General features: G+C 38.0%; 14 protein-coding genes. 7 read left to right on the plus strand and 7 right to left on the minus strand.

What is annotated here, in order from left to right:
• Position 1 precedes the first annotated feature (1 nt).
• From MMP60_RS01050 to MMP60_RS01060, 3 genes are read right to left on the minus strand one after another with little or no spacing between them, the layout of a single operon-like run.
• On the minus strand, positions 2-1,048 hold the full coding sequence (locus MMP60_RS01050; RefSeq protein ID WP_241334584.1) for an RES family NAD+ phosphorylase: 1,047 nt from the start codon (positions 1,046-1,048) through the stop codon (positions 2-4).
• 5 nt (positions 1,049-1,053) lie between these two features.
• Positions 1,054-1,956: a sce7725 family protein gene (locus MMP60_RS01055; protein ID WP_241334585.1), complete on the minus strand. Its 903-nt coding sequence runs from the start codon at positions 1,954-1,956 to the stop codon at positions 1,054-1,056.
• Positions 1,925-2,797 (minus strand): sce7726 family protein, encoded by an 873-nt coding sequence (locus MMP60_RS01060; protein WP_241334586.1) that lies wholly within the window; start codon positions 2,795-2,797, stop codon positions 1,925-1,927. Before MMP60_RS01060 ends, MMP60_RS01055 begins: the two co-directional genes overlap by 32 nt.
• Positions 2,798-3,023: 226 nt before the next feature.
• Here MMP60_RS01060 and MMP60_RS01065 point away from each other — a divergent pair, with 226 nt between their 5' ends.
• The 3 genes from MMP60_RS01065 (at position 3,024) to MMP60_RS01075 (ending at position 4,956) form a co-directional block, all read left to right on the plus strand.
• On the plus strand, positions 3,024-3,854 hold the full coding sequence (locus tag MMP60_RS01065; RefSeq protein ID WP_241334587.1) for an AraC family transcriptional regulator: 831 nt from the start codon (positions 3,024-3,026) through the stop codon (positions 3,852-3,854).
• A gap of 77 nt (positions 3,855-3,931) precedes the next feature.
• On the plus strand, positions 3,932-4,642 hold the full coding sequence (locus tag MMP60_RS01070; protein ID WP_241334824.1) for an AzlC family ABC transporter permease: 711 nt from the start codon (positions 3,932-3,934) through the stop codon (positions 4,640-4,642).
• The gene (locus MMP60_RS01075; protein WP_241334588.1) at positions 4,639-4,956 is read left to right on the plus strand and encodes an AzlD domain-containing protein; all 318 of its coding nucleotides are present in this window, start codon (positions 4,639-4,641) and stop codon (positions 4,954-4,956) included. Before MMP60_RS01070 ends, MMP60_RS01075 begins: the two co-directional genes overlap by 4 nt.
• Before the next feature lie 99 nt (positions 4,957-5,055).
• Here the strand turns inward: MMP60_RS01075 and MMP60_RS01080 are convergent, their stop codons facing one another.
• Both MMP60_RS01080 and MMP60_RS01085 read right to left on the minus strand, forming a co-directional pair.
• Positions 5,056-6,348: an MFS transporter gene (locus MMP60_RS01080; RefSeq protein ID WP_241334589.1), complete on the minus strand. Its 1,293-nt coding sequence runs from the start codon at positions 6,346-6,348 to the stop codon at positions 5,056-5,058.
• A gap of 314 nt (positions 6,349-6,662) precedes the next feature.
• Complete coding sequence (locus MMP60_RS01085) at positions 6,663-7,040, minus strand: heavy metal-responsive transcriptional regulator (RefSeq protein ID WP_241334590.1); 378 nt, start codon at positions 7,038-7,040, stop codon at positions 6,663-6,665.
• Positions 7,041-7,144: 104 nt separating this feature from the next.
• Between MMP60_RS01085 and MMP60_RS01090 the strand changes: the two genes are divergently transcribed.
• Positions 7,145-8,254, plus strand: coding sequence for an SDR family oxidoreductase (locus tag MMP60_RS01090; RefSeq protein ID WP_241334591.1), 1,110 nt, complete (start codon positions 7,145-7,147; stop codon positions 8,252-8,254).
• Positions 8,255-8,316: 62 nt separating this feature from the next.
• On the opposite strand, the gene MMP60_RS01095 is transcribed toward MMP60_RS01090, so the two are convergent.
• Together MMP60_RS01095 and MMP60_RS01100 are read right to left on the minus strand one after the other, a co-directional pair.
• Positions 8,317-9,204, minus strand: coding sequence for an SDR family NAD(P)-dependent oxidoreductase (locus tag MMP60_RS01095; protein ID WP_241334592.1), 888 nt, complete (start codon positions 9,202-9,204; stop codon positions 8,317-8,319).
• Positions 9,205-9,454: 250 nt separating this feature from the next.
• Positions 9,455-10,732, minus strand: coding sequence for an aminotransferase class V-fold PLP-dependent enzyme (locus MMP60_RS01100; RefSeq protein WP_241334593.1), 1,278 nt, complete (start codon positions 10,730-10,732; stop codon positions 9,455-9,457).
• A gap of 296 nt (positions 10,733-11,028) precedes the next feature.
• Here MMP60_RS01100 and ettA point away from each other — a divergent pair, with 296 nt between their 5' ends.
• From ettA to MMP60_RS01115, 3 genes are all read left to right on the plus strand, one after another.
• The gene (ettA, locus tag MMP60_RS01105; protein ID WP_241334594.1) at positions 11,029-12,690 is read left to right on the plus strand and encodes an energy-dependent translational throttle protein EttA; all 1,662 of its coding nucleotides are present in this window, start codon (positions 11,029-11,031) and stop codon (positions 12,688-12,690) included.
• A 207-nt stretch (positions 12,691-12,897) separates the two neighbouring features.
• Positions 12,898-13,281, plus strand: coding sequence for a cation efflux protein, CzcI-like (locus MMP60_RS01110; protein WP_241334825.1), 384 nt, complete (start codon positions 12,898-12,900; stop codon positions 13,279-13,281).
• Positions 13,282-13,335: 54 nt separating this feature from the next.
• On the plus strand, positions 13,336-14,763 hold the full coding sequence (locus tag MMP60_RS01115) for a TolC family protein (protein WP_241334595.1): 1,428 nt from the start codon (positions 13,336-13,338) through the stop codon (positions 14,761-14,763).

Here is a 14,763-nt window from a genome sequence, read left to right on the forward strand (position 1 = left end):
TTTATAATTCAGTATAATCAGGCTGTATACCCATAATTCTCAATTGTTTCAAGGGTATATCAATTGGAATATCTATTTTATCTTGATCAAATATGACTAAGTTGTAACCGTTTCCAAAAGAGCTATTAAACATTAATCCATCAATCCCACCTAAATTTTTAAAAAACTCAGTAATGAATTGAGTTGGTATATAATCGAGATGTGAACGATTAGGCAAAACAGGTAAAGATAACTCTTTGGCGAATTGATCTAATAAATTAACTAATTTCATAATCTTATGAAAATCATCTGTAGAGCTTAAAGATATGAATGAAATATCTTTTTTGGGATCACATAAATTAATAACGTTAATATCTTGTTTGACTTTTAAACAAGCAATATAAACAGTTTGCCCGTTACTTGGACGAACCTCTGTTAATGCAGTTTCAATTAACTGAGCTGTATATAGATAAGAAATACCATCTGGATTAGCTCTACCTATAGTCACTTTTTCTAAAGGAGGTTTGTTCATTTCTTGATGTTTAAGTATATTATCCGATATTCGAGCACGAAAAAGTGTATCAGAAGTAGTAATTTCATAATTTAGTTGCTCAATTACCTCTGTAAATTTCTCAAATAGGTTTCCAGTTTCAAGAAAAGCATCTCTGTATATCTCAATTTGAGGAAAGAAACGATTATTATGTTTTAGTTCATATTTAAAGGCTTCCCATTCATTCTGAGTATTAGTTGGAAAGTTTTTATATTTTTTGTTAATGAACTCTTGTTTATTTTGTAGAGCATCTTCAATTATTTGCTCTTGAACGTTACTAGTAAATAATTTAAATTCACTTGATAGGATATGGAATAAACTATAACCATCTGTATCTTTTTCAAATATGCTATCAATCACTTCAATAAGAGGTGAGATTAGCATATACAATTGATCTATATTTATAGTACTTGCATCATTTGTTCCGCAATAATGACAACGTGAAATTCTACCTATTGAGTTAATTTGTAACTTCAAAGCTTTATCTGAAAAACAGTTACTACAACATTTTCGAACCATTAGTCTTAATCCTTTGATTCTAAATATATATTTATTGTTTCAATATGATGCATTATTGAATTTTTTTTAACTTGCCCTAACCCTGGGAAATGTCCTATTTTGTATAAAAAAATGAACTCTTGTAGTCCTTTGGTTTCTTCGAAAAGGATTTTCTTTGATTGGAAATCAGAAATAAGTTTCGTTAACGCTTCCTTAAATTTAGCACCAGGATTAGTGGGTGTTCCATCGTCTTCTGAGGAATAGTGACGAATGAATAACTCATCAAATCTTTGAGAATCAATATACGATGCATGAACTGTTACAACATAGGCTGGACCACCACCTTCAATAAAATCATCGCCCGTAATAGTATAATCACCAAAACCTATATTATTTTCTTCATGATAATAACTATGTAAGGCTGAGAATGATGATTCTTGAGGATAATCTGCATTTCTTAGTTGTCTTTTAAAAAAGTCCTCATAGACAACTTTATTGTGTATAAGTCTTTTAACTTGTGGACTATTATCATTTTGAATAAAATTAATTCTTGAGATTTTTGTAAAATCAATCAGTTCTTTATCAATGCCTTTCTGAATAAACAAACCAAAATTATTTAATTCTAAAAAATCATTGTATAAATTCGTCTTTTCATTGATCGAGTAGAGTGGTGTATACTCGATATTCTCTATCTTAGTTATGAGTTCACTAAACTCAGTCTTTGATTTTTTAAAGTCACCAATTATTGGGTTAATGATTATATAAGGTACAATACCATTCTTATTTAGGACCTCAATGGTTTTACAGAGTGCTTTTATATCATTTTTCACAGGTTCAATAACAGGAATAAAGTTTTTAAGTCCTAGCTCTGATAGTTCTCGAATAGCTAAAAGCTCATTAAGTTTTCCTCTTAAAATTGGATAATACATTAAGGTCTTTCTCCGAGAAAAAGCTAATTAGGTTTTTAATATCATTTTTATTGAATTTAAAGCTTATCAAAGCATTAGTCAAAGGGTGTGGTAGAGTATTTATTGCTTCAATATTATTCTTTCTGTGTTTTTTTAAAGTTTTTAAAAATAAATTGTTCACAACATCTCTATCAGATTTATTAAGAATTTTAAAGCACAGATCAAAAACCTGAGTGTTAGGAACATCAATTTTTAACCCATATATATTTTCAGCAATATCTAAATACTCTTCTTTTCTTAATGACTTCATCATAAGGTTAATATCAAAAATATCATTAGATATAGCTTCTTTTATAGTCCGTAAAGTGTTGTTGTCGGTTAAAACCATAATACCAACACTATGAGGAATGATAGCTTCTACATCTATTTGTAGGGAACTAGGGCAAACGACATAAACTTTTTCAAATAATTGAATATATGACTGTAGCTGGTCTTCTAATCTGTTTAATGAATCATATTCTGTTTTGATTTCATAACAAGTTGAACAGCCATTTAGTAAGACTAAATCAGCTTTATTCTGACCTACTCTGAATTCTGAAAGTAAAACGGATGACTGGAGTGAATGTTTGCTTCTTAAAATTTTGCGAGCAATGAAATTTTTATAGACATATTCATTTCTATAATTTTGACTTAAAAATTCAAATGCAGATGAATATATATCAAGGATACTGGATGTATTTACATTTGAGCTTAAGGATTTGTTATTTATTATTTTTTCAAGAGATGAAACGTCACCAGAAGCAATAGCTCTTAAGCTATTGCTTGTAAATAGTTTGGCGATTTCTCTCTCAGTAGTGCTCACAATATTAAGATATCTTATATAAATTAGATTATTCTTATTGTACCTAGTAATCTAATAAGAAAAAAAGCTGAAAAATAATTTTTACCTCGAATGAGTTAACTTTTTTGAACATAAATTTATAGTAAGTCGTTTTATATAGCTTAAGCTATGAACAGCAATTTTGTTCTATAAATCTATCTAAATCGCGTTAACCTGAAATGATGCATATATGCCTTAGGAGGTCGTGATGTCGCGCAGACCTCGAGAACAAGTTGATTACTTACACCTAAAAGAATTAGGTGGTTTGGAAATGTTGAAAGCCAGTTACTTTCAACAGGAGTTTTCACGACATGTTCATGAAGGCTTTTGCATTGGGGTGATCGAGGAAGGGGCACAACGGTTCTATCGTACAGGTGGACATCATGTTGCACCCCAAGGCGATATTATTTTGGTCAATGCTGATGAAGTTCATACAGGTTCTTCTGCGGTTGATACTGGTTGGTGCTATCGCGCTATTTATCCCACACCTGAGATTTTTAATGAGTTAACACGTGACTTAACTACGGTAAATGGCATTGCGCCGTGGTTCAGAGATGCAGTCTTGCATGATGAAGGCTTGGCACAGCAATTTCGTTTACTCTTTGATTTGTTAGAGCAACCTAACAATACCTTACTCAAACAAACTTTATTTCTGTCAACGATTGCTTGGCTCGTATCAAAGTACAGTCAAGTCAAGCCACTCGCAACAGATCTCAGTCATGCCAAACAACGTATTCTAAATATTAAAGAATTGATGGCGAGTATGCCTGAACAAGAGTTTTCTTTGGTTCAATTGGCAGAAATCGCCAATCTGAGTCAGTGGCACTTTTTACGCCAGTTTAAAAAGCATGTAGGTCTGTCACCCCATGCATGGTTAGTGCAGGCACGTTTGCAAAAATCACAAAAATTATTAAGACAAGGATTGAACTTATCTGAGGTTTCACAACAGTGTGGCTTCTCGGATCAAAGTCATTTTAGTCGGCATTTTCGTCAAGCTTTTGGCATTACCCCAGGCGGTTATATCGCTTATCTCAAATAAAATAGCAATTTTATACAATCTTCATTTAGCAATTTTTGGCATAGTCAGAATGTCTTTGATAATAAATTGTGGTTTTGATGTTAGGTGAGAGCATAGATGACACGCCGATGAGTGAAACACGGGCATTTTTAAATGGAGTGATCAAAATCTTGCCTCTGTGTTTTGCCGTATTGCCTTGGGGCTTATTGGTAGGTTCAATGGCAATCCAAGCAGGATTAACGACATTACAAGCGATCGCGATGTCTGCGTTGGTTTTCGCGGGAGCGGCTCAATTAATGACGCTTGGGTTAGTGATGGCAGGTACGCCAGCATTGACCATTATCATTTCCGTTTTCCTGATCACCACACAGCATTATTTATATGCATTGTATTTACGCGAAGATATTTCCAAACAACCATTAAAATATCGGTTGATGCTAGGTTTCTTGCTGACCGATGAATTATTTGCCGTCAGTCTTAAAAGGCAACAACACTATATTTATTATCTGCTAGGTGCAGGAAGTTGTTTTTATCTATGTTGGGTATTGTTTAGCGCCTGTGGTGTATTTCTCGCATCCGCGATACCAAACTTAGATCAATATCATCTCGATTTTTCGATTGTGGCAACTTTTATTGCCATCGTGATTCCATTCATTAAAAACCTAAATACCTTGGTGGGTGTACTGGTTTCGGTGATTTTAACCGTGATCTTTCTAGGTTTAGGTTTTAAAAGTGCAGCGATCATGGCGGGTGTGATTGGGATGTTGGCAGCCACTTGCTTGCAAAATTTTCGGGAGCGTAAAGCATGAGTTGGTTTGTTCTGATTATTTTGGCACTAGTGGTGTTTATGAATCGCTATATCTTGCTTGAACCTAATCTTCCTTTGCGCTTACCGAAATGGTTTCAGCAGTCTTTGCAATATTCTGCACCATGTTTACTGACGGCAATTGCGACTCCGATTGTGTTTATGGATGAGCAGGGGGCATTTCGTTCGACTTTACTGAATCCGTATTTTCTCGCCACGATTTTAACGATTGTAATTGCTTATAAAGTGAGACATACCTTGTTGACGATTATTCTGAGTTTGGCTTGTTTTTATGGATTGGTGTTTGTATTGAAATGAATATATGAAATGACGTGCGTGTTGAAGTTATTGTGAAATCCTATATCAACAAAACCACAGTTGAGAAAGCAAATGTAGTTTTGTTGATACTCGATTTATTTAATGATCATGCTCCAAATATTCAGGTTTTTTCGGTAATGCCAAACTACAGAAGAAACAAATAATCAGCATGATAATCACGTAGACGAAAAAAGAGTTTTCAATCCCTGCATCTTTAAATAGTAACGCGACAGAGGGTGCCGAACCACCAAATAATGCATTGCCCACGGCATAAGAAAAACCGACACCTAAGGCACGGACATGAGTTGGGAACATTTCAGCTTTGACTAAACCACTGATCGAGGTATAGAAGCTGAGTAACATCATGAGGAAAATGAGTAATAAGGTAATGATGACAGGTGAATCTGCAAAATTACGCATACCTGTCACCATCACTGGGTAAATAAATATGGCACTCAGTAAGCTAAAAGCGAGCATTGAGGCGCGTCGACCAATTCGATCCGAGAGCATTCCAAAAAATGGTTGAGCAAGCATAAATACAAACAGGGCAGTGGTCATGATGAAGCCGACAGTTTTGCCATCCATACCAATATTGGTGAGATAGGTTTTTGAATAAACCGTCACCACATAAAAGGTCAGTGAACCTGCTGAGGTATAACCGACCACCAATAAGAATGTTTTCCAGTGTTGTTTAAGTAAGGCGGTTAAACTGCCCGATTCTTCATGTTTTGCATCTTCATGTGATAAGGTTTCTTCCAAACGGCTACGTGCTGCAAGAGAAAGTAAGGCAGCAACACCGCCAATCACAAATGGAATACGCCAACCACCATCATTCAATTGTTGTTCACTCATAAAACCGAGCAAGATCACACCAAGTAAACTCGCCAGCAATTGTCCGCCTGATAATGTCACATATTGGAAAGAAGCGAAGAAACCTCGTTGCCCTTTTAAGCCAAGTTCACTCATATAGGTGGCAACAGCACCGTATTCACCACCAACGGAGAGACCTTGGAGTAACCGAACCATAAGGAGTAAAAATGGGGCAAACATACCCACTTGCTCATAGGTTGGTAAGGCTGCGAATAAAAATGAACTGAGTGCCATTAAGCAAATCGAAATGACCATAGATTGTTTACGTCCATGACGATCTGCAATACGTCCAAATAACCAACTTCCGATTGGGCGCATAAAGAAGCTAGCGGCAAATACTCCCCAGACATAAATTGCTTTGGTGGTGGCTTCCATGTCGGGTGCTGTGAGTGCATGGGTAAAATAAGCAGCAAAAACTGCATAAATATAAAAATCGAACCATTCCACTAAGTTCCCTGAAGCCGCACCAACAATCCCTTTTATGCGGCTGGTTCTTTCTGCTTTACTATATGTTTGATTCATCGCTACTCCTTTCTTAATCCGTAAGATTCTGTAATTAAATCTTTACCGAATGTTATATACCGCTAAAAAAACATGAAAATGACACTAATTTTGTATGTTTTTATAGCGATATTTTTTACATAGGATGCATTTAAGTAGCGTTGGCGTAAGGGGAAATAAGCTTGGAATTGGCAATAAGGTCACATATCATTTCTTTAGTTTTTGAAAAATAACGAGGGTCTATCGGCACTTCAGCCATGTATTGTACTGGTGGATAAAACAACGCCAATAAGGCATGACATGCAAGTAATGACGATCATTCCCCTTATCAAATTTTAATTTAAGTCAGGGATCGGGCAATCCGCTCTGAGTGGGCATGCCTCACCTTGTGTAAATCGGCTTAACATGGTTTTGATATTCATTAACTGTTCAATTTTTTCATCAATCATATTCAGTTTGTCTTGGAAAATGTCTTGTACTTGAATGGCTGGAATTTCCCCTTGTGTGGTCAGTGCTAAAATTTGTTTAATCTCATTAAGTGAAAACCCTAGATTTTTTGCAGTTCGTATTAAGTGTAATTGTTGTAAGGTTTGTTCAGGATAATCTTTATACCCGTTATTACGAGTGATGGACTGAATCAGCTGCATTTTTTCATAAAAACGGATGGTATCCCGACTGAGTTCGGTTTGTTTTGAGAGTTGTCCAATTAACATCATAGTACCTTTATTGTTATATAAAATTTGATTAGAAATGCCTTGACCATTGAGTGTACTCCATCCTTTAGCCTATTCCTATCTTGAAAAATAAGGCATACACAATGGAAAATAAGCAAACAAAATCTCATCAACAACAGGTTGCTTTGGTTGCAGGTGCAACAGGATTTGTCGGTCGATTTTTAATTGCCGAATTATTAAAAAGAGGGCATCACGTTTTTGCCTTATTGCGTAATCCAATACAGCAGCAAACTATCTTAGAACAGTGGTTGAGTCTCAAGCAGGTCTCGATTCAAAGGTTGAGCTTTATTCAAGGTGATGTGACTCAACCAAAGCTTGGAATCAGTGAGCAAGATTGGGAAAAATTAAGTTCAGTGAATACGCTGTATAACAGTAGCGCACTTTTTGCGTGGAATCTCAGTATGCAACAAGCTCGTGCTGTGAATGTCGATGGCGCATTAAACTTACTTCGTTGTGTAGCACAGCATTGTGATCTACAGCGTGCGGTACATGTTTCAGGTTATATGTTGACTATTCTCTCGCATTTGCAACAGGCGGGTGTGTGTTTAGAACAACCTGATCGAACCAATTGGTTATCTGTGTATCAACAGTTGGGAGCGTATGAAGCTTCCAAAATAGAGGCACATTTTGCTTGGATACAACAGGCTGAACATTTAGCGATTGATTGGACGATTATTCATCCTGCGACGGTCTGTGGTGATGCGGTTTCAGGTGAGATACCAAACAATCAGCCGATTGCACAAATGATTGATCTATTAAAACGTCGGAAAATGAGCGCAATTCCTGCGACACCACAGCATTATTTACCTTTGGTTAGAGTGGATGATTTATGCCAAGTCATGGCACAAGCTGCAACGGATATAAACTTATCGAATCAGGCATTGTTGGTTGCCGCAGAACAAAAGATTCCACTCTCTCAATTGACACAGATTATTGCTCAGCAACTTCATGTGTCTGCACCGAGGCAGCATGTACCCATAGGGATCTTAAAATTGATATTGAAATGGCAATGGTTGGCGGATCAATTAGAAATGTCAGCCGAGATGTTGAGTTTTCTCAGAACAGAGCAACTTGAATTAGAGCCACTCAAACAATTTAAACAACGTTGGAATATGCAAACGGGTGATTTAAAGATGGCTATTGCTAAAACTGCGGATTGGATTAATCAGACATCACCTTCATCCATTGTGTAACCCATAAAAAAACAGCGTATCTATTGATACGCTGTTTTGACATTCTAACTGAATTGAAAAGATTACCAGTGTTCACCTGGGAACAAACGAGCATAGGCACGTTGCATGAGATTCAATTTCTCTTGCTCACCGATAGATGCTGTAGAGCTTGGGAATAAGTTGAAGCCGATAGACATCAAAATATTATTTACATCTGGTGCAATCGCATAAGTAATTGATGCAAGACGACCTAAGTTGGTTGCAATCTTTTTCGGACGTTTCACAATCGCATAAGCAATTAAATCTGCTGCTTGTTCAGGAGAAAGCGTCGGTACATATTTATAAATTTTGGTTGGTGCAATCATTGGGGTACGCACTAACGGCATGTAAATCGAAGTGATTGCAATTTTGTGCGAGTGAACTTCAGCAGACAAACAACGACTGAATGCATCAAGTGCCGCTTTAGACGCTACATAAGCCGAGAAGCGAGTTGCATTTGCAAGTACGCCAATTGAGCTGATGTTAATGATTTGACCGTCTTTACGTTGCATCATGTGTGGCAAGATATTCAATACCAAACGTACTGCACCGAAGTAATTCAATTGCATTGTACGTTCGAAATCATGGAAGCGATCAACTGACTCATGTACCGCACGACGAATTGAACGTCCTGCGTTATTCACTAGAATATCAATGTGATCAACGGCAGCTAAAATCTCTTTTGAAACAGCATCAATTGATTCCATATCATTAAGATCACATGGAAATACCGAAGCCTTTCCGCCTTCAGCTTCAATCTCAGCTTTGACTTCGTCTAATTTTTCTTTAGTACGAGCAAGTAACAAGACATGAGCGCCTGCTTGAGCAAGATATTTTGATACCGTTAAACCAATGCCACTTGATGCACCAGTGACAACGATTGTTTTCCCGTCGACTTTTTGTTGAAAAAGTTTTTTGAGTTTTGCGTTCATGTAAGTTACCTACATTAATCAAGCTGTTGTTTGCAATGCTTTTTTATTGCGATTAAACACTGCACTTTATTTTGTACTAATATTAACCGATATTTTTTGTTTGTCTAGTGTAAATATTTGAAATATAATAAATTTTTTAGAGTAAAAACTCTAAAACCCAATATTGCAATAGTTGAAAAAGCAATAATATTTTTAGAGTATAGAACAAAAAAACAGCCTCTAAAAGAGAGGCTGTTTGATTTTATTCAACTTAAACTTGGGCAAGGGCTTGTTCAAGATCTGCAACTAAGTCGTCAATGTGTTCAATACCAATTGATAAACGCACAAGGTCTTCGCTAACCCCTGCTGATTTGAGTTCTTCAGCATTAAGTTGTCGATGTGTTGTGGTTGCAGGATGACACGCCAAGCTTTTGGCATCACCAATATTGACCAAACGTGTAAACAGTTGTAGGGCATCAATAAAGCGTGTGCCGCCTTCTAAACCATCTTGTACACCAAAAGAAAGGATGGCTGAAGGTTTACCTTTCACATACTTTTGTGCCAAATTATGCTGTGGATGGTCGCTTAAACCTGCATAATTAACCCATTTTACTTTTGGATGTTGTTTTAAATATTCTGCAACTTTGCGGGCATTTTCAGTATGACGTTCCATTCGGAGGCTCAAAGTTTCTAAGCCTTGTAAAATGAGAAATACACTGAGAGGGCTAATCGCAGCCCCTGTATTCCGTAATGGAACTACGCGGGCACGGGCGATATACGCTGCTTCACCGAGTACTTCAACATAATTGACACCGTGATAACTTGGATCGGGTGTATTTAATGTTTTAAAACGCTCAGGATATTTCCCCCAAGGAAATTTACCACTGTCGATAATTGCTCCCCCAATACTATTGCCATGTCCGCCGATGTATTTAGTGAGGGAGTGCACGACAATATCTGCCCCAAATTCAAATGGTTTTAATAGAGCAGGAGTCGCAACAGTGTTATCGACAATCACAGGCACACCATATTCATGTGCAATTTTTGCTATCGCTTCTAGGTCAATAATATTACCAAGCGGATTACCAATTGATTCAACAAAGACTAACTTGGTCTTATCATCAATAATAGAGCGTAACGCTTCGGGATTTTGATAATCAAAGAAACGTACCTCGATGCCTTGTTTTGGCAAAGTATGTGCAAATAAGTTATAAGTTCCGCCGTATAAAGTGGATACAGAAGCGATATTGTCGCCTGCTTCAGCAATGGTCTGAATCGAATAGGTAATTGCCGCCATACCTGAAGCTAAAGCCAGCGCACCGATACCACCTTCGAGTGCTGCAAGGCGTTGTTCAAGTACCGCAGTGGTGGGGTTCATGATACGGGTATAAATATTCCCCTGTACTTTCAAATCAAATAAGTCCGCACCATGTTGTGTATTATCAAAGGCATATGAAGTGGTTTGATAAATCGGTACGGCAACCGCTTTGGTGGTTGCTTCTGGAGAATACCCCGCATGAATCGCTAAAGTTTCATCTTTATAGGTCATGATTACATCATCTACGTGAGTTAAATAGTGACCGAGTGTAGCTTAAAAGCTATCCAAAATGGTGCATAATTTATGAGATTTATTGCGTTTTTATTCATATGAATAGAATGTCGGTCTATTTTTATGTGTCATCATGACCATATGCTTGATGGTGTAATGTCTTGAAAAATAAAATCCTTGGATTGGCGTAAACAAATATGATCTTAACTTCATGTTAATTGGGTTTTCGGCGTATAATAACTGCGATTATTTTTCGCTTTTTGCGATTTATTGGTTTTTCAATTGAGGAGTCCTGCGTGGCCCAATATATTTATACGATGAATCGAGTGTCAAAAATGGTTCCGCCGAAGCGCGAAATCTTAAAAGACATCTCTTTATCATTTTTCCCAGGCGCAAAAATTGGTGTGCTTGGTTTGAACGGTGCTGGTAAATCTACCTTACTCCGTATTATGGCTGGCGTAGATAAAGATTTCTCAGGTGAAGCACGCGCACAACCAGGAATCAAAATCGGCTACTTAGAACAAGAACCGCCATTAGATCCAAGCAAAGACGTTCGTGGTAACGTTGAAGATGGTCTACGTGAGCCGCTTGATGCGCTTGCTCGTTTAGATGAAGTTTTTGCGGAATATGCAGCGGAAGATGCAGATTTTGATGCACTTGCAAAAGAGCAAGAAAAATTAGAATCAATCATCCATGCTTGGGATGCACACAACCTCAATAACCAAATGGAACAAGCAGCAGGTGCATTAAACCTACCCGCTTGGGATGCAGATGTATCATTGCTATCTGGTGGTGAGCGTCGTCGTGTTGCTTTATGTCGTTTATTGCTTTCTAAGCCAGACATGTTGCTATTGGACGAACCAACGAACCATTTGGATGCAGAATCTGTTTCTTGGTTAGAGCGTTTCTTAAAAGACTTCCCAGGCACCATCGTTGCGATTACGCATGACCGTTATTTCTTGGATAACGTTGCTGAATGGATTCTTGAGCTTGACCGCGGTATGGGTATTCCTTATCAAGGTAACTATTCTTCTTGGTTAGAACAGAAGAATGCGCGTCTAGAGCAAGAAAACAAGCAAGAAGAATCTTTTGCTAAAGCATTGAAAAAAGAACTTGAATGGGTTCGTTCAAATGCTAAAGGTCAGCAAAAGAAAAACAAAGCACGTATGGAGCGTTTTGAAGAACTTAACTCGCGTGAGTTCCAACAGCGTAACGAAACTTCTGAAATTTATATTCCACCTGGCCCACGTCTAGGCAATAAAGTTGTAGAAGTTGAAGGGATCAGCAAATCATTTGATGGTCGTTTGTTGTATAAAGACTTGACGTTTACCATACCACCAACTGCGATTGTGGGTATTGTTGGTCCGAACGGTGCAGGTAAAACCACCTTATTCCGTATGATGACTGGTGAACAACAGCCAGATACAGGTACGGTGACTTTGGGTGAGTCGGTTAAAGTTGCGTATGTCGGTCAGATTCGTGACACTTTAGATAACAACAAAACCGTATGGGAAGAGGTTTCTGGCGGTTTGGATATCTTAAGAATTGGCGATTATGAAATTGCATCACGTGCTTATATCGGTCGCTTTAACTTTAAAGGTCAAGACCAGCAGAAGCGTGTAGGGGAGCTGTCAGGTGGTGAGCGTAACCGTTTACAACTGGCGAAAATCCTGCAAATGGGCGCGAACGTCATCTTACTGGATGAGCCATCGAACGACTTGGATATCGAAACACTACGCGCACTTGAGGATGCAATTCTTGTATTCCCAGGTACCGTCATGGTGGTATCGCATGACCGTTGGTTCCTTGACCGTATTGCAACGCATATCTTGTCATTTGAAAATGAGCAACCTGAGTTTTACGAAGGCAACTATGCTGAATATGAAGCATATCGTCAGTCACGTTTAGGTGATGTAGCGGCAACTAAACGTGCTAAATATAAGAAAATTACGGGTTAATTAATTGTAAACTAAAGGAAACCAGCTTTCGGGCTGGTTTTTTTATTGCTTAGATTATCATTTGAAGGACAAAAAATGGATTTATAAGATTGGTTACGTAATTAAAACAATCTCACTTAATAATGTAATTTTATTACATAAGCTTTCGTTGCTATGCTTCAATAAATTTTGAACAGTTGATCAAACGTGCGACGTTCTGCTGTATTTATGACAGTCTTATTGAGTTTGTTCATATTCCAAAGTCTTTGGAATGTGGCTGCCGCGTATTGTGGACATGAAAATATTAGTCAACAGTCAATCTTAGATAGTCATTTTGGTCATCATCTTCCTGCGAATGCTGAAGTTGTAACGAAACAGCATATTCATTCGATTAACCAGGATACGACTGATTTACCAATGCCTTTGAGCTTGCAAGATCATCACGATCATTTACCATCATGTTTTTATGTGGTTGTTACTGAAGCACAACAACTGCTTGATACACCTGTTTTACGAGTTCAGCAGTCAGAACAACAATATTATTGGTCAAATTTTTATCAATCCCCGCATTTATCTGGAATAAATCCACCGCCGCTCTACACCCCGCTATAGGTGGGGTAGCCGAAAAATAGCCCACCGCAATCTTATTACTTTGCGGGGCTCTCTATGTCTTTAAGTTTAAATCAGCGTATCTGTGCATTCAAAAAGCGCACGCTAAAAAATCATATGCTTTTATCGCCATTGAAATGGTCAATACTTGGGATTGCTTTAACGACCCTATTTGTTGAGCAATCAGTTGCAGCACAGCCATTATTGGATGCTAATCAGGCTTCTACAAGGATGCTGCAACGTGATGTTAATTTTGAAAAAATCTTAGAACACGTTCGTGCTTATCAAAGCCAACAGTCTGGTTGGCAAACCCAACAGCAGATGGCAAATGCAAGGCTACAACAAAGTGGTCTATGGGCAAATCCAAGTCTCTCGATTGAGCAAACGGGTCTGCAAAATGATCAAGATCGAGAGTTAGCGATTGGAATCTCCCAGTCATTAGACTTATTTGGTCAGCGTAAGGCTGCACAGAAAGTCGCAAAACTTTCAGCCAATCAAATTGATTTGGATCAGCAACGTTACGATGCTGAACTTGAGCTGATCGTGCAATTTGTTTGGTCACAAGTGGCGTTATTTCAACTGGAAAAATCCGTTGTTGTTGAACAGTTACAGGTCAGTCAACAGAACTTAGATGCATCAGAAAAGCGTTATCAGGCGGGTAGTATTGCCCAAGTCGATGTAGAGCGGGTTCGAATTGCACATTTAGAAAACCAGCGAATTTACCAACAGGCAGATCTACAGCTTCGGATTGCACAACAGCAATTAGCGAGTTTTTGGGGAAGTGACCTCAATCAATTTGTTATTGCCCCAAGTGTGAACGAACTTTGGGCACAGGCGACCCAGATTAAACCCACTGTCGAGCACAACCAGAATTTATTTGAGCGTAGTTTGCAATTAGAAACTCAGCGTCAACAAGCCAATATTGATCAGCTCAAAGCAAAATCTCGCCCACAACCGACTATGACTTTTGGTGTGAATCGAACTCGTTCGGCAGATCAAAATACTGAAAATCAAATCCGCTTAGGGGTGGAGATCCCACTCAATATTTTTAATTCACAAAAATATGGGGTTCAAATTGCAGAAGCAAAGCAAACACTGATTCAGCAACAACAACGCTTTTACCGTCAGCAAAATCAGTTGGATATTGATTTACGTTTGGCTGAGTTAAAAGGTTTGCAAGCCCAATTTCAACAACTGAATGATCAGCAAATTCCATTGGCTGTACAAGTTCAGCAAAAAACCTTACAAGGTTTTCGTCTAGGTAAATTTGCAGTGACTGATGTGCAGCAGGCAACGGCACAATTACAGGATGTTCGTTTGCGTAAAGTTCAGTTACTCAAACAGGCATGGCAACTCAGTATTGACGTACAAAGTGCGCGTATAGGGCTTGCAACAGAACAGATCATGGCTAAAGACGCTTTGATGCAATTGAATCAACGTGTTTGGCAACAAAGTAATGCTTTCCCAAGCCAAGTCGGAGAATAA

Origin of the sequence: Acinetobacter sp. ANC 4805, from assembly GCF_022549495.1 — a bacterium.
Lineage (GTDB): Bacteria > Pseudomonadota > Gammaproteobacteria > Pseudomonadales > Moraxellaceae > Acinetobacter.